A 23,290-nucleotide genomic window follows, 5' to 3' on the forward strand; every position below is an offset into this window, starting at 1 on the left:
CCTGAGGGCCAGATGCCCCCAGGCATGCGCGAGGGATTCACATCGGAGGAGGAAAAAGCATGTTGACATCGAACAACCGGCGTTCGCGCCAGCGCGGTCTGTCCTTTCTGGGACTGGTGTTTGTGATTGCCCTGGGCGTGGGTGTGGTGGCCGTGGGCGCACAATCAGTGCCGGTCTTCCTGGAGTACCAGGCCATCGTCAAGGCCGCCAACAAGGCGGCCCGCGAAGGCAATTCCGTGGCCGAGGTCAAGGCCAGCTTCGAGCGTTCCGCCGCCATTGATGACTTCACATCCGTGAAGGGCGCAGACCTCGAGGTGACCAAAATCAATGACCGTGTGGTGGTGGGGTTCGAATATTCGCGCGAGATCCATCTCGTGGGCCCCGCCTACCTGACTTACCGTTTTAAGAAGCAGACCCAATAGGTGCCTCCCTTACTGAATGCGCTGCAGCTGAGGCTGCAGCATCAATTTGCCGAGCCTGCATTGCTGCAGCGTGCCGTCACGCACCGCAGCTTCTCGGCAGACAACAACGAGCGCCTGGAATTCCTCGGCGACTCGGTGCTGAATCTTGCCATTTCCAGCCTGCTCTACCAGCGGCTCAGTTCCATGCCCGAGGGCGATCTGTCCCGCGTGCGCGCCAACCTGGTCAAGGAAGGCACGCTGCACCAGATCGCGCTGAGGCTGCAGTTGCCCGATCTGCTGCGCCTGGGCGAAGGCGAATCCAAGTCGGGCGGCAAGCAACGCCCCTCCATCCTGGCCGATGCGGTCGAGGCCCTGATCGGCGCAGTGTATCTGGACGCCGGCTACGCTGCGGGCGAGAAGGTGGTACACCATCTCTTCGAGGGCGTGGACATCAACCCCCACATGCGCGCAGCCGAAAAGGATGCGAAGACGGCCCTGCAGGAATGGCTGCAGGGGCGGCGCATGAAGCTGCCGCAGTACGAAGTGGTTGCCACCACGGGCGCCGCCCATCGCCAGACCTTCGAGGTGGCCTGCGCGATTGCCGAGTTGCAACTGCAGGCCCGGGGAACGGGTGCCTCGCGCAGGGCCGCCGAGCAGACGGCTGCCACAGCCATGCTGGAACTATTGAAAGCAAGACACGCATGAACCAAGACAAACCCCCGGCGCCGGCACAGACCGCCGCCGAACTCGATGCCCTGCTGGCTGCGGCCAAGCCCGGCGCTGGCGCAGCTCGCACGGCATCCGCTGCTGATGACACCCCGGCACCCGAGGTGCCGACCGGCCCGCAGCGCTGCGGCCTGATCGCCATCGTCGGCAAGCCCAATGTGGGCAAGTCCACGCTGATGAATGCGCTGGTGGGCCAGAAGATCAGCATCACCTCGCGCAAGGCGCAGACCACGCGCCACCGCATCACGGGCATTCGCACGCGCGCCGCGACGCAATTCATCTTTGTCGATACGCCGGGTTTCCAGACCAAGCACAGCACGGCACTGAACAAGTCGCTCAACAAGACCGTGATGGGCGCCATCGGCGACGTGGACCTGATCCTGTTCGTCGTGGAAGCCGGCCAGTTCACGCTGGCCGATGCCAAGGTGCTGTCGCTGTTCAAGCCTGGCATCCCCACGCTGCTGATTGCCAACAAGCTGGACACCGTGGGCCGCCGTGCCGAGATCGCCCCCTGGCTCAAGGGCATGCAGGAGCGCCATCCGTTCGCCGAGTTCGTGCCCATGTCGGCCAAGAACAAGGGAGACATCGAGCGCCTGTTCGGCATCTGCGAGAAGTACCTGCCCGAGCAGGACTGGATGTACGCCGCCGACGAGCTGACCGACCGCAGCGAGAAGTTCCTCGCCTCGGAGACCGTGCGCGAGAAGCTGTTCCGATTCACGGGCGACGAGCTGCCCTACACCTCCACGGTGGTCGTCGACAAGTTCGAGGAAGAGGCCAGCAAGCAGCACAAGCGTTTCATCCGCGTGGCGGCCACCATCGTGGTCGAGCGCGACGGCCACAAGGCCATGATCATCGGAGAGAAGGGCGAGCGCCTCAAGCGCATCAGCACCGAGGCGCGCCAGGAGCTGGAGAAGCTCATGGATGCCAAGGTCTTCCTCGAAGTCTGGGTCAAGGTCCGCTCCGGCTGGGCCGACGACGAAGCCCGCGTGCGTTCGTTCGGCTACGAGTGAGCACCCTTACCGCAAGGCCCTGCGTCCATGGCTAGCGCCAAGCGTGTCTCGGACGAGCCGGCCTTCGTCCTGCACAGCTACGACTGGAGCGAGTCCAGCCTGATCCTTGAGGTCTTCACGCGTCACCGGGGCCGCGTGGCGCTGGCGGCCAAGGGCGTCAAGCGGCCGACCTCGAACTTTCGCCCCGTGCTGCTGCCGCTGCAGCCGCTGAGCCTGAGCTACAGCCTGGGCGGCGAGGGCAATGGCGAGATCCATACCCTCAAGGGCGCAGAGTGGGTGGGCGGGCATGTCATGCCCCAGGGTGACGCCCTGCTGTCGGGCCTGTACCTCAACGAGCTGCTGATGCGCCTGCTGGCGCGCGACGATCCCTACGCGGCGCTGTTCGACATCTATGCCGGCGTGGTGCGCGTGCTGGCAGGCCAGCATGGCGATGCCATCGAGCCCGTGCTGCGCACCTTCGAGCTGCTGCTGCTGCGCGAACTGGGCCATCTGCCTGCCTTGAATGAGGAAAGCGCCACGCTGGCTCCGCTGGCCGAGGGGCGTCGCTATGCGCTGGTGGCCGAAGGCGGCCTGCGCCCGGCGCTGCAGGGCGAGCGCGCCGTGCTGGGCGCTGCGCAATGGCAGGCCATTGAAAGCGCGCTGCAGGCACGGCAGGCCTTCAACGCCACACTGCATGTGGTGGCCCAGCCCGAGGCGGCGCTGGCCCTCAAGCCCCAACTGAGGGCCTTGCTGCAATACCATTGCGGCAGTCCCATGCTGCGCACCCGCCAGCTGATGATGGATCTGCAATCGCTATGAATCTTTCCCACGCTTCGCAGCGCACGGCGCTGTCGGTCAATGTCAACAAGGTTGCGCTGCTGCGCAACACGCGCCATCTGGGCATTCCCAGCGTGACGCGCGCCGCGCGCATCTGCCTGGAGGCCGGTGCCCAGGGCATCACCATCCATCCGCGTCCCGACCAGCGCCATATCCGCAGCGAAGATGTCTATGAACTGCATGCGCTGATGAAGCAGTGGCCGCAGGCGGAGTTCAACATCGAGGGCAACCCGACGCAGAACCTGATGGACTTCATCCGGGCCACGCGCCCGCACCAGGCCACCTTCGTGCCCGACAGCGAGGACCAATTCACCAGCGACCATGGCTGGAACTTCCCGCAGGACGCCGAGCGCCTGAAGCCGCTGATCGCCGAATGCCGCCAACTCGGCGTGCGCGTCAGCCTGTTCATGGACCCGGTTCCCGCACAGATGGCCGCTGCGCGCGCCGTGGGCGCCGACCGGGTCGAGCTGTACACCGAGCCCTATGCGGCCGCCTGGGGCACGGCAGACCAGGAAGTTCAACTGCAGGCCTACGCGGCGGCGGCCCAGGCTGCGCTGGACGCCGGGCTGGGCATCAATGCCGGCCATGACCTCAGCCGCGACAACCTGGCCGCCTTCGTGGCGCGCGTGCCGGGCCTGCTCGAAGTCTCCATCGGCCATGCGCTGATCGCCGACGCGCTGGAGCTGGGCTACGCCCAAACCGTGCGCGCCTACCAGCAGTGCATAGACCAGGGCATGGCGGCGCGCGCCTGAAGCTTTCGCGGAGCGAATCCATGATCTACGGCATCGGTACCGACATCTGCGACGTGCGCCGCATCCGCGCCAGCCTGGAGCGCCATGGCGACCGTTTCGCCGAGAAGGTGCTGGCCGAAGGCGAACTGTCCACCTGGCGAGCCCGCCGCGCGCGCTGGCCCGAGCGCGGCATCCGCTTCGTCGCCACGCGCTTTTCCGCCAAGGAGGCCTTTTCCAAGGCCATAGGCATGGGCATGGTCATGCCCATGACCTGGCGCAGCTGCGAGGTCGTCAAGCTGCCCAGTGGCCAGCCAGCCATCGTGCTGCACGGCGCGCTCAAGGAATGGTTCGAGGCACGGAACCTGCAGGTTCACCTGTCCGTGACCGACGAGAGCGACTATGCGGCCAGCTTCTGCGTGGTCGAGCGCCGCGCCTGACACCCGGCCGGCGCAGCGCTGGCTTTTTTGACTCCACAGGATTCATAGCATGACCGAGCACGCACCCCTGATCATCGACATCGCCGGCAAGGCGCTCACCGACGCGGACCGCCGGCGCCTGGCGCATCCGCTGGTCGGCGGCATCATCCTCTTCGCCCGCAACTGGGAAAGCCGCGAGCAACTGGTGCAGCTGTGCGCCGATATCAAGGGCGTCAAAGCCGACCTGCTGATCTGCGTGGACCACGAGGGCGGGCGCGTGCAGCGTTTTCGTGCCGACGGATTCACGCATCTGCCGCCCATGCGCGCCTTCGGCCAGATGTGGATGGACGACGGCAAGGGCAGCAAGCAGCGCGAAGGCAGTGGCGCCCTGGCCGCCATGAACGCCGCCACGGCGGCCGGCTACGTGCTGGGCACCGAGCTGCGTGCCTGCGGCGTGGATTTCAGCTTCACCCCGGTGCTGGACCTTGACTACGGTGCCAGCAGCGTCATCGGCGACCGCAGCTTCCACCGCGACCCGCGCGTGGTGGCGGCGCTGGCCCGCAGCCTAATGCACGGCCTGCTGCAGGCCGGCATGGGCAACTGCGGCAAACACTTTCCCGGCCACGGCTTCGTCAAGGCCGACTCGCATGTGGACATTCCGGTCGATGGCCGCAGCCTCACCGCCATCCTGGGCGAGGACGCCGCGCCCTATCCCTGGCTGTCCAGCGTGCTCACGGCCGTGATGCCGGCCCATGTGATCTACCCCAAGGTCGACAGGCGCCCGGCCGGTTTTTCCGCCAAGTGGCTCAAGGACATCCTGCGCAGCCGCCTGCGCTACGACGGCGCCATCTTCAGCGATGACCTGAGCATGGAGGGCGCGCGCCGCATCGACGGGCAACTCATCGGCTACACCGACGCAGCCCTGGCCGCGCTGGAGGCCGGCTGCGACATGGTGCTGCTGTGCAACCAGAGCCTGGGCCTGGGCGAGCATGTGGACGAGCTGCTGGCCGGCATGGAGGCCGCGCAGCGCAGTGGCCGCTGGCAGCCCGATGCCGACAGCGAATCGCGCCGCCTGGCCCTGCTGCCGGAGACCGTGCCCCAGCCCTGGGACGACCTCATGCGCCAGCCGGCCTACCTCCAGGCGCTGGACCTGCTGCCTTGATGGATTGACGAGCGCAGCGGCTGGCCGGCTGAGGCCTGGCGGGCTTTGCAAAGGCTGTGCGGGCCATGGAGGACGCGCACGCCAAGTGTTTTCACAGGAGAGTTTTCCCATGCGCGTTGGCGTGCTGACCGGAGGTGGCGACTGCCCCGGCCTGAATGCGGTGATCCGTGCGGTCACCAAGTCCCTGATCAACCACGGCCAGTGCGAGGTGCTGGGCATTGCCGACGGCTTCGAGGGCCTGATGCTCGACCCGCCCGGCGTCAAGCCCCTGGGCTGGGACGAGGTCTCGGGCATCCTGCATGTGGGCGGCACCATCCTGGGCACCAGCAACAGCGCCAATCCCCTGCGCGATGAGGCCACGCTGGAGCATGTGGGTCGCAACGTCCGGGCGCTGGGACTGGACGTGGTGGTGGCCATCGGCGGCGACGGCACCATGAGCCTGGCGCATGGCCTGGCCGAACAGGTGGGCCTGACCTGCGTGGGCGTGCCCAAGACCATCGACAACGACATTGCCAACTGCGAGCGCAGCTTTGGTTTCGACACCGCCGTGGCCACGGCCACCGAGGCGCTGCGCCGCATCGAGAGCACAGCCAACAGCCACCACCGCGTGATGATCGTCGAGACCATGGGGCGCCATGCCGGATGGCTGGCGCTGGAGGCCGGCATTGCCGGTGCGGCCGACGTCATCCTGCTGCCCGAGATCGACTACGACCTGCAGGCCATCGTGGATTTCTGCCGCATGCGCGAGCAGCGCCAGCGCTACACCATCATCTGCATCGGCGAGGGCGCCAAGGAAAGCGGTGCCAGCCTCACGGTGCGTGAGCGCATAGAGCAAAGCCCGGACCCCGTACGCCTGGGCGGCGTCGGCCATGTGCTGCGCGAGCGCCTGCAGCCCCATCTCAGGAGCGAGGTGCGCACCACGGTGCTGGGCCATGTGCAACGCGGGGGCGACCCCACTCCCTTTGACCGCGTGCTGGCCACGCAGTACGGCCACCATGCGGCGCAGCTGGTGCTGTCCGGCGGCTTTGGGCGCATGGTCACGCTGCAGGGCGGGCAGATCGGCAGCGTGGAAATCTCACGCGTGGCCAACACCCAGCGCACCGTGCCGCTGGACCACGGCCTGCTCACCATGGCGCGCGACATAGGCATTTGCCTGGGCGAGCCCCGCAAGCCTGCTGCGTCGCCGGCCGCCGCTGGCCGCGCTGGCCGCCACTGAGCCCGCCATGCGGCAACAGGGGCGCATCACCGGCTGGAAGGACGAGCAGGGCTTCGGCTTCATCGAGCCCGATGGCGGCGGGGCGCCGGTCTTTGTCCACATCAAGTCCTTCACCGATCGCCGCCGCAGGCCCGAGGGCGGCGAGCGCGTCAGCTACGTACCCGGCCGCAACGCCCAAGGGAAATGGCGCGCCCAGGATGTCGCCTTCATTGGCGAGTCCAGTAGCGGCCATCCGCAGCCTGCGCGGCGACGCCGTGCCGGCATGTCCTCGCGGCCTCAGTCAACTGTGCGAGGCCAGGTGGCAGTGGGGCTGGCCGCTGCCTTCTTCTGCGTGCTGATGGCCGTTGCCTGGATTGGCCGCATGCCCTGGGCACTGGTCGGCCTGTATGCGGCGGCAAGCTTCGTGACCTTCATGGTCTACGGATTCGACAAGTCCGCCGCCGTGCACGACCGCTGGCGTACCAGCGAAGGCCGCCTGCACCTGCTGGCGCTGCTGGGCGGCTGGCCTGGCGCGCTGCTCGCGCAAGGGCTGCTGCGGCACAAGTCCAGCAAGGCCTCGTTCCAGTTGGTGTTCTGGATCACCGTGGGGATCAACTGCTGCCTGCTGGCCTGGCTGCTGTCACCGGCGGGTGCGCCGTTGCGGGCTCTGGCACCCGGCATCTTCTGAAGACCCAAGGAGCAGGCGATGACCCAGGTTGGACCAGGGGCCGAAATGCCCAGCGCAAACGATGCATCGCTGCAGACCTGGCAGGCATCTTGGCAGCATGCCTGGTCCGCACTGGGCGCCAGCGCGCCGCAGCCTGTGCTGGCCGAGCTGCTGCAAAGCTACAGCGAGCCCCAGCGCCACTACCACACGCTGCAGCATCTGGGCGAGGCCATGGGCCTGCTGCAGCCGGCGCTGGGCCTGGCCGCGCACCCCGGCGAGGTGGCGCTGGCGCTGTGGTTCCATGATGCCGTCTACGAAACCCAGGCCAAGGACAACGAGGCGCGCAGCGCCGACTGGGCCGTGGCCGTGGTGCGCGGGCAGGGCCTGCCGGCGGAGGTGGCCGGGCGCGTGCACGGCCTGATCATGGCGACCTGCCACACTGCACAGCCGTCCGGGATCGACGCCCAACTGCTGGTGGATGCCGACCTGGGCATTCTCGCGGCCGACCCTCTGCGGTTTGCCGAATACGAGTTGCAGGTGCGGGCCGAGTACGAATGGGTGCCCTTGCCGCTGTACCGCACCAAGCGCCGCGAGGTGCTGCAGGGCTTCATGCAGCGCGAGGCCATCTACTGCACTGACTGGTTCCGGCAACGGCTGGAGGCGCGGGCGCGGTGCAACCTCGCGCAGGCGCTGGGTTTGTAGGCGGCGCCTGCGTCGGCATCCTATGATCGGGGGCTGCTGCGGGCCGTGCAGGCCTGCCTCCCTTTCTTTCTTATCTTGCCCAGGCTCTGCCTGGCTCACCGGACGCGCAGATGACCACCCTTGGAACCCCTTACTCCCCCCATGCCACCAAAGTCATGCTGCTGGGCAGCGGCGAACTCGGCAAGGAAGTGCTGATCGCGCTGCAGCGCCTGGGCGTGGAAACCATTGCCGTGGACCGCTACGAGAACGCGCCCGGTCAGCAGGTGGCCCACCACGCACGCACCATCACCATGAGCGATCCGGCCCAGCTCAAGGCCTTGATCGAGGCCGAGAAACCCCACCTGGTCGTGCCCGAGATCGAGGCCATTGCCACGCCCATGCTCGAAGAGCTGGAAGCGGCAGGCGTGGTCACCGTGATCCCCACGGCCCGCGCCGCGCGCCTGACCATGGACCGCGAAGGCATTCGCCGCCTGGCCGCCGAGACGCTGGGCCTGGCCACCAGCCCTTACCGCTTCTGTGATTCGCAGCAGGAACTGCAGGCTGCCATCGACGGCACGGATGGCCAGCCCGCCATCGGCTTTCCCTGCGTGGTCAAGCCCGTGATGAGCAGCTCGGGCAAGGGCCAGAGCAAGCTGGACGGCCCGGACGACGTGGCCAAGGCCTGGGACTACGCCATGGCCGGCGGCCGCGTGAGCCATGGCCGTGTGATCGTCGAAGGCTTCATCGACTTCGACTACGAAATCACCCAGCTCACGGTGCGCGCCAAGGGTGCGGACGGCCAGGTGCAGACGCATTTCTGCGATCCGATCGGCCACATCCAGCAGTCCGGCGACTATGTGGAAAGCTGGCAGCCCCATCCCATGCACCCGGCGGCGCTGCAGAAGTCGCGCGACATCGCCAAGGCGGTGACCGACGACCTGGGCGGCCTGGGCCTGTTTGGCGTGGAGCTGTTCGTCAAGGGCGAGCAGGTCTGGTTCAGCGAAGTCTCGCCGCGCCCGCACGACACGGGGCTGGTCACGCTGGCCACGCAGTGGCAAAGCGAGTTCGAGCTGCATGCGCGCGCCATCCTGGGCCTGCCCGTGGATGCCTCGCTGCGCAATCCCGGCGCCAGCGCCGTGATCTATGGCGGGCAGGATGCCGAAGGCCTGGTGTTCGACGGCGTGGACGAGGCCCTGGCCGTGCCGGGCACGGACTTGCGCCTGTTCGGCAAGCCAGAGAGCTTCGTCAAGCGCCGCATGGGCGTGGCCCTGGCGCGCGCCCAGGATGTGGAGCAGGCGCGAACCAACGCCAAGCTGGCCGCCAGCAAGGTCCGGCCGCGCAAGCCCTGAGGCGCTGCCCAATGACAAAGCCGCCGTCCCTTTGCCGGGCGGCGGCTTTTTTCATGGGGTACCGGCCTTAGTTGGTCGTGTGCATGGGAGGCTGCGAGGGCTGGGCATCATGCGGCGTGGTCAGCCGGATGGCGCGCTCCTCCTCGCCATGGCTGGCATGCTCGCCATCCGCGCCCAGGCCCCCCTTCCAGCGCCGGACCACGCGCTGGAAGATCAGCGAGTTGGGGATCTGCAGCAGATTGGGCGAGCCATCGGGCGCATGGGCATCCTGCAAGGTGGTGTAGAGCATGTTGATGTCGATCACGCGGCCCTTGGCACCGGGCTTTTCGGCCGTGTCCAGCACCTCGATGTAGTCGCCCAGGCGAAAGGGCCCGACGATGACGATGAGCAGGGCGCAGAACAGGTTGGACAGCACGCTCCAGGCCGCAAAGAAGGCCACGGCGCCCACGGTGGCAAAGCCGGTGAAGGCCGTCCACAGCACGGTGGCCGAGACGCCCAGGCGCTCCAGTACCAGCGGCACGGTGGCGGCGATGAGAATCCAGCGGAACACGCCGCGCAGCGGCACCAGCAGCTCCGGCGGCAGGCCGTAGTGCCTGCCCGCGCGTGCGATCAGCCGGCGAACCAGGCGATTGAGCAGCCAAGCCGCACCGATGATCAGCAGGATCTGGGCACCGGGGATGATGAACTCCAGCCAATCCTGCATCCATGCGGGCAGGTGCGCTTGAAAACGACGCATAACTTCAAACATTCAGGAAACAGCAATCCGCATTCAGGACCCGGATGCGCGGCTTGCGCGCGCCCGGCATTGAGCTGCGATCGTAAGCGCAGGCGCAAGGCCCGGCAGTCAGGTGCGGCGCTGCTCCACCGTGTCCATCTGCATCTCGAAGCTGAAGAAGCGGTCGCGCCCCTGCGCCTTGGCCGCGTACAGGGCCTGGTCGGCGCGCATGAGCATGGCTTCGGCGCTGGTGTATTCGTCGGGGACGCAGGTGGTGATGCCGCCCGACAGCGTGAGGCCCGATTCATGGGGTGAGTCGGGGTGGCGTATGCGCAGCACGCGCAGCATCTGGCCCACGGCACGCGCGAACGTCATGGCCCCCGAGCGTGGCGTGCGCGGCAGGATGAGCGCGAATTCCTCGCCGCCATAGCGCGCCGCCACGTCACGCGGGCGCACGCAGACCTCGCGCAGCAGGCGGCCTATCTGTTTCAGGCATTCATCGCCATGCACATGGCCATAGGTGTCGTTGTAGCGCTTGAAATGGTCCAGGTCGCAGAGCATCAGCGTCAGCGGCTGGCCCTCGCGGCGGGCCGAGGCGATCTCGGCATGCAGGATGCGGTCGAAGCCTCGGCGGTTGACCAGGCCCGTGAGCTGGTCGAGCTCGACCATTTCGTTGAGCTTCTGGTTGGCCTCATGCAGCTCGGCCGACAGCGATACCAGGCGCCGGCGCATGTCCAGCAGGCGGCGCATGGCGCGCAGCTTGGCCACGAGCACGATGGGCTTGACGGGCTTGACCAGGTAGTCGTCGCCTCCGGCCTCGATGCCGCGCCACACGTCCAGGTCATTGTCCAGTCCGGACAGGAAGATGACGGGCGTCCACTCGCCGGGCTCGGCCTCGCGCAGCTGGCGGGCCACCCAGTAGCCGTCCTCGCCCGGCAGACGGATGTCGAGCAGCACGAGGTCGGGGCGCTGCTCGCGGAACAGTGCCAGGGCGCTGGGGCCATCGGCAGCCTCCAGCACGCGGGTCACGCCCGCATGCAGCAGCTCGCTGACCAGACTGGTGCGTACCGAGGCCTGGTCTTCCACGACCAGCACGCAAAACGGCGATGCCTCGTCCGTCGGCTTGGCGAAGCGCGCTCCGGTGGGCTCGATGGCGGGAGAGTCGGTGCTGTCGGTGGGCGAAGGTGGTGGGGCAGCGGGCATGGCCTTCAGGGTTGTGAGACCAGAAATGGGTCAGGGGGCTGCGCAGTACGCGGCATGGGGGTGGCGCCAGTGTAAGTCGGTCGTTGTATTCGTGTGCGATTGTGGATGCCCGGCTTTCTTCAGGCCAGGGGCAGGTCCGTGCGGGCCCGGCTGGCTTCGTCGTGCCATTGCACGAAGGCGTCGGCGGCCGCACACAGGCGTGGGTTGCCCAGTTGCTGCAGCAGCCTGCAAGCTGCAAAGCCCTGGGCTTTTTCGTCATAGGCAAGCGCCCACTGGCGGCGCTCTTGCCGCGTCTGCTCGGGCTGGGGCCAGCGGCGCAGCGAGGTGGACAGTCCGGTCAGGCCCATGCGCCAGGGCTTGCCCGATACGCGGGCGCGAAAGCACTGCTGGCGCTCGCACAGCAGGGCATAGAGCGGGTCCACCTGCAAGGCGTCGAACAGCTGCGTGACGGCAGGGTCGTCGGGTGCGAAATCGGTATGCGTGACGATGACACGCAGGCCCTTGGGCGTTTCATAGACGCGCAGCCCCCAGTCGGCATGGCTTTGGTGGAAGGCCTGCACGCGCTCCATGGCGCGTGCGGACGGCGAGTCCGTGGCCGCGCGCCGGCGCGCCTGCCGCGCCTCCCACCAGCGCTGCACGCGCCGCATGGCCAGGAACAGCAGCAGCACGACCAGCGCTGTGGCCACCATCCTCGAATTGTTCTTGTGCGGTGCCAGCCGGGCCAGCCAGGTGGCGGCCGAAGCCAACAAAAGCAGGGTCACGACGGGAAAGCGCACAGCGCTGGGCGGCTCGGGCAGGTCGATATCGGCGATGGCCACGCGCTCGGTGTTCAGGCAGTGGGCGCCGTAGCTGTTGCGCGTCATCACCGTGCCGTCGCGCCGCTGCAGGACTTCTTCGCGTATGGGGGTGCTGAAGCCGTCGAGCGCGTACTCGTTCTTCCATTCCATGCGCGGCTCGCCTGGGGGCAGCGCCGCATTGCGGGCGTCTTGCAGGGCCTTGGCGGCACGCTCCTGGGCGTGGGCCTGGGCAGCCTCCTGGCTGGTGTCGGACCATCCCCAGCGCTGGACGGTGATGCCGTGGGTGGGGCGGCTTTCATGCCGCAGGCGCGCCTGCGCCCAGTAGGTGGGGATGTGCATGGCGAGCCAGTATAGGGAAAAGCCGCCTGGCTCCCAAGGGAACGCAGGCGGCTTCAGTTGGCCATGCGCGCAGGCGCTGGATGCCGGGGGGTTACTGTTCGCGGCGCAGGGCGGGGAACAGGATCACGTCGCGGATGCTGGCGCTGTCGGTCAGCAGCATCATCAGGCGGTCGATGCCGATGCCGCAGCCGCCCGTGGGGGGCATGCCGTACTCGAGGGCACGCACGAAGTCGTGGTCGAAGTACATGGCTTCGTCGTCGCCACCGTCCTTGGCCTGGACCTGGGCGTTGAAGCGCGCGGCCTGGTCCTCGGCGTCGTTGAGTTCGGAGAAGCCGTTGCCGAATTCACGGCCCGTGATGTACAGCTCGAAGCGCTCGGTGACTTCGGGGCGCTCGTCATTGGCGCGTGCCAGCGGCGAGATCTCGGTGGGGTGCTCCATGATGAAGGTGGGCTGCCAGAGCTTTTCCTCGACCACTTCCTCGAAGTACAGCACCTGCAGGCTGGCCAGGGTACGGGTGGACAGGCGGTCCTTTTCTTCCGTCATGCCCAGCTTGCGCAGGGCATTGGTCAGCCATTCGCGGTCGGCCACCTTGTCACCGGCTTCGGTGAACTTGACGATGGCCTCGGGAATGGTCAGGCGCTGGAAGGGCTGGGACAGGTCCACGGGCTTGCCGCCGTAGGTCAGCTGCAGCGTGCCCACGGCCTTTTGCGCGGCGTCGCGCACCAGTGCCTCGGTGTAGTCCATCAGGTCGCGGTAGTTCCAGTAGGCCGCGTAGAACTCCATCATGGTGAACTCGGGGTTATGGCGCACCGAGATGCCTTCGTTGCGGAAGTTGCGGTTGATTTCGAACACGCGCTCGAAGCCGCCGACCACCAGGCGCTTGAGGTACAGCTCGGGCGCGATGCGCAGGTACATCTCCTGGTCCAGCGCGTTGTGGTGGGTGACGAAGGGCTTGGCGTTGGCGCCGCCGGGAATGGGATGCAGCATGGGCGTCTCCACTTCCAGGAAGCCATGCTCCACCATGAATTCGCGGATGCCCGAGACGGCCTTGCTGCGCGCGATGAAGCGGCGGCGGGCCTGCTCGTCCATCATCAGGTCCACGTAGCGCTGGCGCACCTTCTGCTCCAGATCGGCCATGCCGTGGAACTTGTCGGGCATGGGGCGCAGGCTCTTGGTGAGCAGGCGCAGCGTCTGCACCTTGACCGACAGCTCGCCGGTCTTGGTCTTCATCAGCGTGCCTTCGGCGCCCAGGATGTCGCCCAGGTCCCAGCGCTTGAAGGCCGCATAGACCTCCTCGCCCACGGTGTCGCGCGTGATGTACAGCTGGATGCGGCCGTGCGTGGGGCCCAGCGATCCGTCCTGGATGGTGGCGAAGCTGGCCTTGCCCATGACGCGCTTGAGCATCATGCGGCCGCCCAGGCTGACCTGCACGGATTCGGCGTCGAGCTGCTCGGCGCTCTTGTCGGCATGGGCCTGCTGCAGGGCCTCGGCGCGGTCGGCCGGCTTGAAGTCGTTGGGGAAGGCCACGCCGCCCTGTTCACGCACCTGTTCGCGCAGGGCCTTGAGTTTTTCGCGGCGCTCGGCGATGAGTTGGTTTTCGTCCTGGGGAGCGGTCTGGTCCGCTGCAGATGGTGTGTTGTGTTCGGTCATGACAATGAGCGCCAGCGCAAAACGCCGAGGGGCCGGAAAAAAGCCGGAGGGGAAAATCGGGGAAAGCCGAAAAAAAGCCAGGCGGGAAGGGCTGGAAAATGCAGCGGCAGCAGCAAATGCCACCGGCAGGCCCCGCAGCTGGCGGGCTGAATCCGCGATTTTAAGTTTTTTGCCGCGCTTTCGGTGCGTGGTGCCGTCAATGTGCCGGACCTTGCTGCGGTATGACGCCGCAGGACCGCCAATTCGTCAGTGCGCGGCGGGCGGGGGGCCGGGCGCCGTCCCCTGCGAATTGCCTATGCCGCTGCGTTCCAGCACATCCGCCACCAGCTCCAGCCGCACCAGCGGGCTGTCCAAGGCCATCAGTTGCTGCTTGATGGACACGGGCAGGGGCAGCAGCTCGGTCCAGCGGTTGGCCACCCAGCCGCAGTCGCCCATCTGTTCGGCGCTGGGCAGCCGGGCATGGTCGGCGTCGGTGGATCGTGCGTGCAGCTGCATCAGCACCTGGGCCAGGGCCTGGGCCGTGGCGAGCAGGTGATCGGGGACGGGGACGGCGGTGTCGGCAGGCAGCAACTGCACATCGGCCACCCACAGGCCGTGGGGCAGCTGCCGGTGATCCTGCATGCGAAAGCGCTGCGTGCCCTCGCACTGCAGGTGCAGCAGGCCGGGCTGGGGCTGCTGCAGCTGGACGATGCGTGCCAGCGTGCCCACGGCATGCAGCTGCTCGGCGGCCGCACCGGCCTTGCGCACTTCGCTGCCGGCCTGCAATGCCACCACGCCGAAGGGGGCTCCCGTGCGCTCGCACTTGCGGATCATGTCGAGGTAGCGGACCTCGAAGACGCGAAGGCTCAGCAGGCCTTGGGGAAAAAGGACGCTGCCCAGGGGGAAAAGCGGCAGGGAGTGCAGTGCGGTATGGGCGGTCATGTGATGGGCGGGATGCGGCAGCTATCATCCCATGCTGTGCCAAGGCCGGCTGGCCGTGGTCCGATCTTCCTCTCGCAGTCCTACAACGCCATGCTTTTTCAGATCGTTTCCTTTTTGCTCGACGTGGTCGTTGGCCTGCTGACCGGCGTCTGCCTGTTGCGCATGTACATGCAGGCCCAGCGCATTCCCTTCGGCAACCCGGTCGGCCAACTGGTGTTTGCGCTGTCCGACTGGATCGTGATGCCGCTGCGCCGCGTCATCAAGCCGGCCGGGCGCTGGGACATGTCCAGCCTGATCGCGGCCTTCCTGCTGCAGATGCTGCAGTTCGTGCTGCTGTGGCTGCTGATGGGCGGGCAGTCCAATGTGGTCGCCCTGCCGTGGCTGGCCCTGTGCGGCCTGGTGCGCGTGGCGCTGTCGGGCATGGTGGGCGTGCTGCTGATCTATGTCATCTTGTCGTGGGTGCAGCCGCAGTCGCCGATGTACGGCGTGCTGCAGCGCCTGTCCGAGCCCATGCTGCGGCCCATTCGCCGCATCGTGCCCCTGATCGGCGGTATCGATCTGTCGGCACTGGTGGCCCTGGTGCTGCTGCAGATTGCGCTGATGGTGCTGGGCTATATCCAGGGCTCGGGCCTGATGTTGCTGGCCTGATTTCCCCAGTTTCCCGGACGTGAAAAAGCCGCCGCAGGCACCCACCTGCGGCGGCTTTTTTGTGTCTGCGCGAGGCTTTACTGAACAGCGTCGGCCGGCAGGCGCTGCAGCATGGCAAGCGATGCGGCGATGCGGTCGCGCAGCTCGCGGCGGTCCACGATCATGTCCACGGCGCCCTTGTCCTGCAGGAACTCGGCGCGCTGGAAGCCTTCGGGCAGCTTCACGCGCACGGTGGTCTCGATCACGCGCGGGCCGGCGAAGCCGACCAGGGTCTTGGGCTCGGCAATGACGATGTCTCCTACGAAGGCGAAGCTGGCGGAGACGCCGCCGAAGGTGGGGTCGGTCAGCACCGAGACGTAGGGCAGGCCCTTCTTGGCCAGGCGCGTGAGCGCTGCATTGGCCTTGGCCATCTGCATCAGGCTCAGCAGGCCTTCCTGCATGCGCGCGCCGCCGGTGGCGGTGAAGCAGATGAAGGGGACCTTCTGCTCGATGGCGGTCTCGACGCCACGCACGAAGCGCTCGCCGACCACGGAGCCCATGGAGCCGCCCATGAATTCGAACTCGAAGCAGGCTGCGACCACATTGACGCTCTTGATGGCGCCGCCCATGACGACCAGGGCATCGGTCTCGCCGGTGTTCTCCAGCGCTTCCTTGAGGCGCTCGGGGTACTTGCGGCTGTCCTTGAACTTCAGGGCGTCGACAGGAATGACTTCCTGGCCGATCTCATAGCGGCCTTCGGCATCCAGGAAATGGTTCAGGCGGGCGCGCGCGCCGATGCGGTGATGGTGGCTGCAGCTGGGGCAGACGTTCTGGTTTTTCTCCAGATCGGCCTTGTAGAGCACGGTCTCGCAGCTCGGGCACTTGATCCACAGACCTTCGGGGATCTGCTGGAGGCGATCCGTAGGGTTGGTTTGCTGGATTTTGGCAGGCAGGAGTTTTTCAAGCCAGGACATGGTGTTTCCTTTTCAGGCGCAGGGCATGCGGCACCGGGCCGCATGCAAGGGCTGCATTATGCGACCTACGCGTCGAGTGCCTTGCGCACGCCGCGCAGGAAGTCGATGGTCAGGGGGACGATCTTTTCGTGGGGCTGGCCGTCCAGCATCTCGATGATGCGGCTGCCGATCACCACCGCATCGGCCACGCGGCCGATGGCCTGTGCCGTGGCCGCGTCGCGGATGCCGAAGCCCACGCCCACGGGAATGCTCACATGCTCGCGGATGCGCGGCAGCATGGCTTCCACGGCTGCCGTGTCGAGCGCGCCCGAGCCGGTCACGCCCTTGAGCGAGACGTAGTAGACATAGCCGCTGGCCACGCGCGCCACCTGCTGCATGCGCTCGGTGGTGGACGTGGGTGCCAGCAGGAAGATGAGATCCATGTCGCGCGCACGCAGTTGCGCGGCGAATGCCTCGCACTCCTCGGGCGGGTAGTCCACGATGAGCAGGCCGTCGACGCCGGCTTCGGCCGCATCGTCCACGAAGCGGTCCTTGCCGTGGATCTGGTCGTAGCGCTCCACCGGGTTGGCATAGCCCATCAGCACCACGGGCGTGGTCTGGTTTTTCTGGCGGAACTCGCGCACATAGGCCAGCACCTGCACCAGGCCCACGCCGTTGGCGATGGCACGGTCGCCAGCCTTCTGGATGGTGGGGCCGTCGGCCATGGGGTCGGAGAAGGGCACGCCCAGCTCGATCACATCGGCGCCAGCCTCCACCATGCCGTGCATCAGCGACGGCGTGATGGCCGCGAACGGGAAGCCCGCGGTGATGTAGGGGATCAGGGCCTTGCGGCCATCTTCCTGGAGTTTGGTGAAAGTCGTGGTGATGCGGCTCATTGAGCTGCTCCTCCCTTGACCGTGAGCCCGCGCATGGAGGGACGGTCGTAATAGTCGGCGCCCGAGAGATCGGCCACGGTGCCGATGTCCTTGTCGCCGCGACCGGACAGGTTCACGAGGATGGACTGGTCGGCGCGCATGGTCTTGGCCAGTTGCATGGCATAGGCCACGGCATGGCTGGACTCCAGGGCGGGAATGATGCCTTCGGTGCGGCACAGGTAGTGGAAGGCGTCCAAGGCCTCCTGGTCCGTGATGCCCACGTATTGGGCGCGGCCCAGTTCCTGCAGCCAGGCGTGCTCGGGGCCGACGCCGGGATAGTCAAGGCCGGCGCTGATGCTGTGCGTCTCGGTGATCTGGCCGTTCTCGTCCTGTAGGATGAAGGTGCGGTTGCCGTGCAGCACGCCGCTGCTGCCGCGCTGCAGCGAGGCCGAGTGCTTGCCGCTGTCCAGGCCCTCGCCCGCAGCCTCCACGCCGATCAGGCGCGTGTTCTCGAACGGGATGTAGGGGTGGAAGATGCCCATGGCATTGCTGCCGCCGCCCACGCAGGCGACCACGGCGTCGGGCTGGCGGTCGGCGCCCAGGAACTCGGGCATCTGCGTCAGGCATTCCTCGCCGATGACCTTCTGGAAGTCGCGCACCATCGCGGGGTAGGGGTGGGGGCCGGCCACGGTGCCGATGATGTAGAAGGTGTTGTCCACGTTGGCCACCCAGTCGCGCATGGCCTCGTTGAGCGCATCCTTGAGCGTGCGGCTGCCCGATTCCACCGGCACCACGGTGGCGCCCAGCAGGCGCATGCGGTAGACGTTGGGGCTTTGGCGCTTCACGTCCTCGGAGCCCATGTAGACGATGCACTCGAGGCCGTAGCGCGCGCAGATGGTGGCCGTGGCCACGCCGTGCTGGCCGGCGCCCGTCTCGGCAATGATGCGGGGCTTGCCCATGCGCCGGGCGAGCATGGCCTGGCCGATCACGTTGTTGATCTTGTGCGCGCCCGTGTGGTTGAGGTCTTCGCGCTTGAGGTAGATCTGCGCGCCGCCCATCTCGCGCGACATGCGTGCCGCGTGGTAGACGGGCGAAGGGCGGCCGACGAAATGGGCCAGCTCGGACTGGAATTCGGCAACGAATTCCGGGTCGTTCTGGTACTTGGCGTAGGCGTCGCGCAGCTCGGTCAGAGCGTGTGTCAGGGTTTCGCTGGCAAAGCTGCCGCCGAAGCGGCCAAAGTGGCCAGATGCGTCAGGGTACTGGTATTCGAACATGGCTTGTCTGCAAAAGTTGGTCATCGGCCGCGCGCACGGCGGCGATGAATCGGTGTATCTTGCCGGCGTCCTTGATGCCCCTGAGGGGCTTGCCGTCGGGACCATCGGCCTCGACGCCGGAACTGACATCAACGGCCAGCGAGAGTCCTCGCGGGCGCACTTGCAAGATGCCATCGGTCACGTTTGCAGGCGTGAGTCCACCAGACAAAACGAGGTGAGAGGCGACGTTTGGTGGAAGGAGTGACCAATTGAATGCTTTTCCGCCACCACCATAGCCGTCGACATGGGCGTCGAGCAGTATGGCCTGGGCTTTCGAGTAACGCTGGGCATATTCTACGAGGTCGAAGCGCGCGGCATCGGGACCAAGGGGAATGCGCGCGGCGCGCAGGAAGGCGCGGGTGCCGCCCGATGTGGCGGCAAGGCAGTCCTCGGGCGACTCGTCGCCGTGGAACTGCACGCAGGCGCCCGGGATGGCGGCGCAGGCGGCCATCACGTTGGCGGCGCTTTCATTGACGAACAGCAGCACCGGTGTCACGAAGGGCGGCAGGCGCCGCGCCAGCTCGGCGGCACGCTGCACCGTCACGGCGCGCGGGCTGGGGGCGTAGAGGACAAAGCCCACGGCGTCGGCGCCGGCGGCCACGGCTGCGTCCACATCCTGTTCGCGGGTGAGTCCGCAGATCTTGATTCGGGTGCGCTGCATGGGGGCTGAAGAATGGGGGAAGGCCTGCTCGTTCACGGGAGCCAATCATAGGCCGGGCTGCGCGAAGGAAGGCCCCATGAAGGATCGTATACGGGACCCAGAAAGTACAGGCCGTCCGGCGAGAAGGTGGGCGCGGCGGCATCGCGGGAGCGCGCCTCCAGCACCTGTTGCATCCACTGCGGCGCGTGTGTGCCCTGGCCTACGGCGAGCAGGCAGCCCATGATGTTGCGCACCATGTGGTGGAGGAAGGCGCTGCCCTCGAACTCGAATCGCCAGTAGCAGCATTCCATGGCTGCATCCCCGGGACGCATGGAGCTGGCCGCGGCCATCTGGGCGCCGTCGCCTGCCATGCGGCGGGTGATGGACAGGCGGTGCAGTGTCTTGACGGGGGATTTGGCCTGGCAACCCGATGCGCGGAACGAGCTGAAATCGTGCTCTCCCAGCAGGTGCTGGGCGGCGGCCTGCATGGCGTCACCGTTGAGTGCATGGAACACCCAGCCCACACGCCCGGCCTCCACGCTGGGCCGCACGGGCGACTGCAGCAGCACATAGGCATAGCGCCTGGCTGTGGCGCAGGCCCGTGAATGGAAGGAGTCGGGCACGGGCTGGGCCCATTGCACGGCGATGTCCGGCGGCAGGAAGGTGTTGGTGCCACGGACCCAGGAGAACGGGGCCCTGTCCAGCGGCGTGTCGAAGTGGACGACCTGCATGAGGCCGTGCACTCCGGCATCGGTGCGGCCCGCACAGAGGGTGTGGACCTCCTGAGCGGCAAAGCGGCCCAGGGCCGCTTCGAGATGGTCTTGAATGGTGTTGCCAGACAGCTGGCTTTGCCAGCCACTGTAGCGCTGGCCGTTGTAGGCGACGCCGAGGGCTACGCGCATGGCGAGGCCTCCGGCATGTGTTGGGTGTGCATCAAGTTGTCAGTTTTCCATGGTGGCATGTACCACCCTGTCACGCGAAACCGGCACGCGGCGCCTGGGCAGGCGCCGTCGGGCTTCAGTCTATCTCGGCAAGGAGGCGCTGGGCTTTGGCCTTGAGATCGCCGTGGGCCTCGGAGATCACTTCCTCGATGAGTGTACGGGCTCCGTCGCTGTCGCCGATGGCATTGAATTCCTGGGCCAGGGCGAGCTTGGTGGCCAGCGGGTCCTCGGGCGCCGAAGGCGGCGTTGCGGCCGTGGGAGTGTCATTGCCCAGGTCCAGGGACAGGCTGCCCAAGTCGAATTCCAGCGATTCGGCCGGTTCCGGCTTGGCCTTGGCCGCCGTTTCCAGCACGCCGCCGGAATGCGCTGCTGCCGGCGCTTGGGCTGGCGCCTCGGTGCCCAGGTCTTCCAGGTTGAACTCCATGGCGTCCAGCGACAGCAGATCGGTACTGGCGTGGCTGTCGTCCGTGGTGGAACCGGTCAGGGGCGAGGGTTCGGTGGCCGGGAAGCTGTCCGTGACCTGCCGTGTGACGGGCATGTCCAGCGGCAGCATCTCGGTCGGCTGCATGTCGCTCATGGCGCTGCTGTGGTTCAGGGCATCCGTCAGCGAGGCATGGGCCGTGGGCTGGAAGCCGGGCATGTCCAGCGATGCAGCAGGCGGCTCCACGCGGGGATCCATGCGAGGCGCCTCGCTTGCTGCGGGCTGCATGGGCTCCAGTGGTGCGCGCAGCGTGGGCTCCAGCGCAGCGAAGTCCTGTTCGCTGGGCATGGGGGCCGGTGCGGGCAGCGGGCTGGCGTGCTGCGCGGGCAGGCTGGCGTCGGCCAGGCCGCCGGGCAGGTCCATGTTGAGGTCCATGTCCAGGTCCATGGGCAGGGTGGCAGGGCCTTCGCGGTGCGCCTCCATGTCCAGGGGGCGGCTGGCCAGCGAGGCGGCCGCCAGTCCGGCAGCTGCCGCTGCGGCGCCGCCGGCAACGGCGGCAGCAGACAGGGGCGCGGCGCCGGCAGGCTGGTAGAGGGCGTTTTCCGGGTCCAGGATGCGGCCCTGGTCGGCCAGGCGCTGCCAGTCCACGCCCTTGCCCTGGGTCAGGCCGTGCAGGGTCTGCGCGACGGCCTCGAAGGCCTTGCGGTCATGGCGCTTGGCGTAGATGTCGGCCAGCTTCTGGTGCAGTGCGGTGCGGCTGGGATCGGTGCGCAGGGCTTCCTTGAGGATTTCCTCTGCCTGCAGGTCGCGGCCATAGGCCAGGTAGACATCGGCCTCGGCCACGGGGTCCACATCGCCGGCATCGAGCTGACTGGGCGAGTAGTGCATGGAGGTGCCCGACAGCTGGCTCGATGTGCCGGTATCCACGCGTTGGCCGCCACTGGCTCCAAAGAAGGAATCGGCCGCGAGCTGGCTGTCGCCAAAGGCGCTTTCGCTGGAGGCTGCGGCAGCGCGGCGGCGCTGCATGACGCGGTAGCCACCATAGCCCAGCAGCAGGGCCAGCAAGGCGGCGCCGGCCAGCGGGATGGTGGGATCTTCCATCAGCGTATCGATGAAGCTGGGCTCGGCGATCGGTGCGACGGGGGCGGGTGCCGGCTTGGGCTTCGGCGGCTCGGCAGGAGCGGGCGTGGCGGGCACGGCTTCTGCCGCGGGCGCTGCCGGGCCGGCAGCATTGGCTGCGGCGTCTGGAGCAGCAGCGGTGGCGGCAGCGGCCGCAGCGGCTGCATCGGCAGGCGCCGCCGGGGCCGGGGGCGTTGTCTGGGGCGCTGCAGCTTCAGGCGCTGCAGGCACGGTCGGCGCGCCCGGCACAGCCACGCCGTTTGCCGTGCCGCCGGCTGCCGAGGCAGGTGCTGCAGCAGCACCTTCGGCGGGCTTGGTGGCGGCGGCGATCTGGCTCAGCTCGGACATGTTGCGCTGCAGTTCGGCCGTGCGCGATGCCTGGTCGTCGGACTGCTTTTGCTTGGCCAGGCGCTCGTCTGCCTCCACGCCCTTGACAGCACCTTTGGACAGGGTGAGCTTGTCGGGTGCGGCGGTGGAGGGCTTGCGGTCTTCGACCTGGGCCTGGACGCTGCCCGATGCTTCACGATTGGCCGATGCCACGGGCGCGGCCGGTGCGGCGCTGGCCAGCTGGCGGCGGAACTGGTTGAAATCCCGGGACTGGGCTGCAACGATCTGGCGCGCCTCGCGCGGCGAGGTGGCCTGTGCCGTGGCCTCGTCAGGCACGGTGAGCACGGCGCCGGAGCGCATGCGGTTCACATTGCCGTTGATGAAGGCCTTGGGATTGGAGCGCAGCATGGCCACCAGCATCTGGTCCAGCGAAACGCCTGCGGGCAGGTGGGCGGCGGCAATGCGGCCGGCCGTGTCTCCGGTCTTGATGCGGACCTCGGATGCTTCGGACGGTGCCGGCGCTGCAGCAGCGCGCTCGCGGGCTGATGCGGTGCTCCGGCGCGGGGCTGCCGGAGCAGGGGCTGGACGGCTTTCCTCGGTGTTGCCTGCGGCAGCTGGCGAGGGGGCCGGCGCGGCGCGGCGCGGTGCGGCGCCCGGTTCGGGGGCGGAGGCCTGGGCTGCAGCCGTCACGGCAGGCGGCAGCTTTTGCAGGGTGGGCGGATCCAGCAGCAGGGTGTAGTTGCGCTGCAGGTTGCCCGAGGCCCAGCTGGCGTCGATCACCAGATCGACAAAGGGCTCGTTGACGGGCTGGGTGCTTGTGAGTCGCAGCACGGCCGATCCGTCCGCGCGACGCTGCACGCTGACGCGCACCTGGCTGGCCGTGGCGTTGTACTCCATGCCCTGGGTGCGGAAGACGCCGGGAGAGGCCACGCCCACGCGCAGGCCTTCGGCTTCAGCCGCCGTGATCTGGGGGATTTCGACTTCGGCACGCAAGGGCTCGCCCAGGGCCGATTGCACGTTCACCCGGCCCAGAGCCAGTGCCCAGGCCTCGGAGGCGGGCAGTGCGACCGAGACGACGGCCGCAGCGGCCAGCACAGAGAGTTTCCAACGATGCATAAAGCGTCAAACCTGTGTGGATGCAATTGGGCGGGCACTATTGTTATTGTGAGGATGCCCGCGTTTGCACATGTAATTGAAATTTACCCGGGGATAGATGGCACGCCATATACCAAGGTGCTTGGGTCGCATTGTCGGCCACGCTATAGGATCGCAAGCGTCTGGTTGCCGGTGAACG

General features: G+C 67.4%; 23 protein-coding genes. 12 read left to right on the forward strand and 11 right to left on the reverse strand.

The window, feature by feature from the left end; all coding sequences use genetic code 11:
• Positions 1 to 59 precede the first annotated feature (59 nt).
• The 11 genes from DTS01S_RS05110 (at position 60) to purT (ending at position 9,154) form a co-directional block, all read left to right on the forward strand.
• Entirely contained in the window at positions 60 to 422 is a 363-nt protein-coding gene (locus tag DTS01S_RS05110; RefSeq protein WP_016451179.1) for a DUF4845 domain-containing protein, read from the forward strand.
• On the forward strand, positions 423 to 1,106 hold the full coding sequence (gene rnc, locus DTS01S_RS05115) for a ribonuclease III (protein ID WP_012207060.1): 684 nt from the start codon (positions 423 to 425) through the stop codon (positions 1,104 to 1,106).
• Positions 1,103 to 2,137, forward strand: a complete 1,035-nt coding sequence (gene era / locus DTS01S_RS05120; RefSeq protein ID WP_017405342.1) for a GTPase Era — start codon at positions 1,103 to 1,105, stop codon at positions 2,135 to 2,137. The genes rnc and era overlap by 4 nt, the downstream gene beginning before the upstream one ends.
• Positions 2,138 to 2,164: 27 nt before the next feature.
• Positions 2,165 to 2,935 (forward strand): DNA repair protein RecO, encoded by a 771-nt coding sequence (recO, locus tag DTS01S_RS05125; RefSeq protein WP_016451180.1) that lies wholly within the window; start codon positions 2,165 to 2,167, stop codon positions 2,933 to 2,935.
• Positions 2,932 to 3,705 carry a pyridoxine 5'-phosphate synthase gene (locus tag DTS01S_RS05130; RefSeq protein ID WP_017405343.1) on the forward strand — a complete coding sequence of 258 codons (774 nt, stop codon included), beginning with the start codon at positions 2,932 to 2,934 and terminating at the stop codon, positions 3,703 to 3,705. Before recO ends, DTS01S_RS05130 begins: the two co-directional genes overlap by 4 nt.
• A 20-nt stretch (positions 3,706 to 3,725) precedes the next feature.
• Positions 3,726 to 4,121: a holo-ACP synthase gene (gene acpS / locus DTS01S_RS05135; RefSeq protein WP_016447783.1), complete on the forward strand. Its 396-nt coding sequence runs from the start codon at positions 3,726 to 3,728 to the stop codon at positions 4,119 to 4,121.
• Positions 4,122 to 4,170: 49 nt separating this feature from the next.
• Positions 4,171 to 5,262, forward strand: a complete 1,092-nt coding sequence (gene nagZ, locus DTS01S_RS05140) for a beta-N-acetylhexosaminidase (protein WP_016447782.1) — start codon at positions 4,171 to 4,173, stop codon at positions 5,260 to 5,262.
• Positions 5,263 to 5,371: 109 nt separating this feature from the next.
• Positions 5,372 to 6,478 (forward strand): 6-phosphofructokinase, encoded by a 1,107-nt coding sequence (locus DTS01S_RS05145; RefSeq protein ID WP_017405344.1) that lies wholly within the window; start codon positions 5,372 to 5,374, stop codon positions 6,476 to 6,478.
• 7 nt (positions 6,479 to 6,485) lie between these two features.
• On the forward strand, positions 6,486 to 7,145 hold the full coding sequence (locus tag DTS01S_RS05150; RefSeq protein ID WP_017405345.1) for a DUF1294 domain-containing protein: 660 nt from the start codon (positions 6,486 to 6,488) through the stop codon (positions 7,143 to 7,145).
• A gap of 18 nt (positions 7,146 to 7,163) precedes the next feature.
• The gene (locus tag DTS01S_RS05155) at positions 7,164 to 7,826 is read left to right on the forward strand and encodes an HD domain-containing protein (RefSeq protein WP_061287418.1); all 663 of its coding nucleotides are present in this window, start codon (positions 7,164 to 7,166) and stop codon (positions 7,824 to 7,826) included.
• A 110-nt stretch (positions 7,827 to 7,936) separates the two neighbouring features.
• The gene (purT, locus tag DTS01S_RS05160) at positions 7,937 to 9,154 is read left to right on the forward strand and encodes a formate-dependent phosphoribosylglycinamide formyltransferase (protein ID WP_016447778.1); all 1,218 of its coding nucleotides are present in this window, start codon (positions 7,937 to 7,939) and stop codon (positions 9,152 to 9,154) included.
• Between the two features lie 67 nt (positions 9,155 to 9,221).
• On the opposite strand, the gene DTS01S_RS05165 is transcribed toward purT, so the two are convergent.
• The 5 genes from DTS01S_RS05165 to DTS01S_RS05185 form a co-directional block, all read right to left on the reverse strand.
• On the reverse strand, positions 9,222 to 9,890 hold the full coding sequence (locus tag DTS01S_RS05165; RefSeq protein ID WP_174538860.1) for a mechanosensitive ion channel family protein: 669 nt from the start codon (positions 9,888 to 9,890) through the stop codon (positions 9,222 to 9,224).
• Positions 9,891 to 9,998: 108 nt separating this feature from the next.
• Positions 9,999 to 11,072 (reverse strand): GGDEF domain-containing response regulator, encoded by a 1,074-nt coding sequence (locus tag DTS01S_RS05170; RefSeq protein WP_016447776.1) that lies wholly within the window; start codon positions 11,070 to 11,072, stop codon positions 9,999 to 10,001.
• A gap of 119 nt (positions 11,073 to 11,191) precedes the next feature.
• Positions 11,192 to 12,208 carry a hypothetical protein gene (locus DTS01S_RS05175; RefSeq protein WP_017405348.1) on the reverse strand — a complete coding sequence of 339 codons (1,017 nt, stop codon included), beginning with the start codon at positions 12,206 to 12,208 and terminating at the stop codon, positions 11,192 to 11,194.
• A gap of 91 nt (positions 12,209 to 12,299) precedes the next feature.
• Entirely contained in the window at positions 12,300 to 13,859 is a 1,560-nt protein-coding gene (lysS, locus tag DTS01S_RS05180) for a lysine--tRNA ligase (protein WP_016447774.1), read from the reverse strand.
• Between the two features lie 246 nt (positions 13,860 to 14,105).
• Positions 14,106 to 14,780: an LON peptidase substrate-binding domain-containing protein gene (locus DTS01S_RS05185; protein WP_017405349.1), complete on the reverse strand. Its 675-nt coding sequence runs from the start codon at positions 14,778 to 14,780 to the stop codon at positions 14,106 to 14,108.
• 90 nt (positions 14,781 to 14,870) lie between these two features.
• On the opposite strand from DTS01S_RS05185, the gene DTS01S_RS05190 reads away from it, so the two are divergent.
• On the forward strand, positions 14,871 to 15,428 hold the full coding sequence (locus DTS01S_RS05190) for a YggT family protein (RefSeq protein WP_061287419.1): 558 nt from the start codon (positions 14,871 to 14,873) through the stop codon (positions 15,426 to 15,428).
• 77 nt (positions 15,429 to 15,505) lie between these two features.
• Here the strand turns inward: DTS01S_RS05190 and accD are convergent, their stop codons facing one another.
• The 6 genes from accD to DTS01S_RS05220 all read right to left on the reverse strand — a co-directional run bounded on the left by accD (position 15,506) and on the right by DTS01S_RS05220 (position 23,112).
• On the reverse strand, positions 15,506 to 16,381 hold the full coding sequence (accD, locus tag DTS01S_RS05195) for an acetyl-CoA carboxylase, carboxyltransferase subunit beta (protein ID WP_016447771.1): 876 nt from the start codon (positions 16,379 to 16,381) through the stop codon (positions 15,506 to 15,508).
• Between the two features lie 65 nt (positions 16,382 to 16,446).
• Positions 16,447 to 17,256, reverse strand: a complete 810-nt coding sequence (trpA, locus tag DTS01S_RS05200) for a tryptophan synthase subunit alpha (protein ID WP_016447770.1) — start codon at positions 17,254 to 17,256, stop codon at positions 16,447 to 16,449.
• Entirely contained in the window at positions 17,253 to 18,509 is a 1,257-nt protein-coding gene (trpB, locus tag DTS01S_RS05205) for a tryptophan synthase subunit beta (RefSeq protein WP_016447769.1), read from the reverse strand. Before trpB ends, trpA begins: the two co-directional genes overlap by 4 nt.
• Positions 18,487 to 19,209, reverse strand: a complete 723-nt coding sequence (locus DTS01S_RS05210; RefSeq protein WP_016447768.1) for a phosphoribosylanthranilate isomerase — start codon at positions 19,207 to 19,209, stop codon at positions 18,487 to 18,489. The genes trpB and DTS01S_RS05210 overlap by 23 nt, the downstream gene beginning before the upstream one ends.
• A gap of 32 nt (positions 19,210 to 19,241) precedes the next feature.
• The gene (truA, locus tag DTS01S_RS05215) at positions 19,242 to 20,090 is read right to left on the reverse strand and encodes a tRNA pseudouridine(38-40) synthase TruA (RefSeq protein ID WP_016447767.1); all 849 of its coding nucleotides are present in this window, start codon (positions 20,088 to 20,090) and stop codon (positions 19,242 to 19,244) included.
• Positions 20,091 to 20,205: 115 nt separating this feature from the next.
• On the reverse strand, positions 20,206 to 23,112 hold the full coding sequence (locus DTS01S_RS05220; protein ID WP_026062376.1) for a FimV/HubP family polar landmark protein: 2,907 nt from the start codon (positions 23,110 to 23,112) through the stop codon (positions 20,206 to 20,208).
• Positions 23,113 to 23,290: the final 178 nt, after the last annotated feature.

The sequence above is a fragment of the Delftia tsuruhatensis NBRC 16741 genome, assembly GCF_001571325.1.
Taxonomy (GTDB): domain Bacteria; phylum Pseudomonadota; class Gammaproteobacteria; order Burkholderiales; family Burkholderiaceae_C; genus Comamonas; species Comamonas tsuruhatensis.

Bases quoted from the DNA above. Each gene is read 5' to 3' on its own strand.
- DTS01S_RS05110 (WP_016451179.1), top strand. From the start codon at position 60: ATGTTGACATCGAACAACCGGCGTTCGCGCCAGCGCGGTCTGTCCTTT.
- era (WP_017405342.1), top strand. From the start codon at position 1,103: ATGAACCAAGACAAACCCCCGGCGCCGGCACAGACCGCCGCCGAACTC.
- recO (WP_016451180.1), top strand. From the start codon at position 2,165: ATGGCTAGCGCCAAGCGTGTCTCGGACGAGCCGGCCTTCGTCCTGCAC.
- DTS01S_RS05130 (WP_017405343.1), top strand. From the start codon at position 2,932: ATGAATCTTTCCCACGCTTCGCAGCGCACGGCGCTGTCGGTCAATGTC.
- acpS (WP_016447783.1), top strand. From the start codon at position 3,726: ATGATCTACGGCATCGGTACCGACATCTGCGACGTGCGCCGCATCCGC.
- nagZ (WP_016447782.1), top strand. From the start codon at position 4,171: ATGACCGAGCACGCACCCCTGATCATCGACATCGCCGGCAAGGCGCTC.
- DTS01S_RS05145 (WP_017405344.1), top strand. From the start codon at position 5,372: ATGCGCGTTGGCGTGCTGACCGGAGGTGGCGACTGCCCCGGCCTGAAT.
- DTS01S_RS05150 (WP_017405345.1), top strand. From the start codon at position 6,486: ATGCGGCAACAGGGGCGCATCACCGGCTGGAAGGACGAGCAGGGCTTC.
- DTS01S_RS05155 (WP_061287418.1), top strand. From the start codon at position 7,164: ATGACCCAGGTTGGACCAGGGGCCGAAATGCCCAGCGCAAACGATGCA.
- purT (WP_016447778.1), top strand. From the start codon at position 7,937: ATGACCACCCTTGGAACCCCTTACTCCCCCCATGCCACCAAAGTCATG.
- DTS01S_RS05165 (WP_174538860.1), bottom strand. From the start codon at position 9,890: ATGCGTCGTTTTCAAGCGCACCTGCCCGCATGGATGCAGGATTGGCTG.
- DTS01S_RS05170 (WP_016447776.1), bottom strand. From the start codon at position 11,072: ATGCCCGCTGCCCCACCACCTTCGCCCACCGACAGCACCGACTCTCCC.
- DTS01S_RS05175 (WP_017405348.1), bottom strand. From the start codon at position 12,208: ATGCACATCCCCACCTACTGGGCGCAGGCGCGCCTGCGGCATGAAAGC.
- lysS (WP_016447774.1), bottom strand. From the start codon at position 13,859: ATGACCGAACACAACACACCATCTGCAGCGGACCAGACCGCTCCCCAG.
- DTS01S_RS05185 (WP_017405349.1), bottom strand. From the start codon at position 14,780: ATGACCGCCCATACCGCACTGCACTCCCTGCCGCTTTTCCCCCTGGGC.
- DTS01S_RS05190 (WP_061287419.1), top strand. From the start codon at position 14,871: ATGCTTTTTCAGATCGTTTCCTTTTTGCTCGACGTGGTCGTTGGCCTG.
- accD (WP_016447771.1), bottom strand. From the start codon at position 16,381: ATGTCCTGGCTTGAAAAACTCCTGCCTGCCAAAATCCAGCAAACCAAC.
- trpA (WP_016447770.1), bottom strand. From the start codon at position 17,256: ATGAGCCGCATCACCACGACTTTCACCAAACTCCAGGAAGATGGCCGC.
- trpB (WP_016447769.1), bottom strand. From the start codon at position 18,509: ATGTTCGAATACCAGTACCCTGACGCATCTGGCCACTTTGGCCGCTTC.
- DTS01S_RS05210 (WP_016447768.1), bottom strand. From the start codon at position 19,209: ATGCAGCGCACCCGAATCAAGATCTGCGGACTCACCCGCGAACAGGAT.
- truA (WP_016447767.1), bottom strand. From the start codon at position 20,090: ATGCGCGTAGCCCTCGGCGTCGCCTACAACGGCCAGCGCTACAGTGGC.
- DTS01S_RS05220 (WP_026062376.1), bottom strand. From the start codon at position 23,112: ATGCATCGTTGGAAACTCTCTGTGCTGGCCGCTGCGGCCGTCGTCTCG.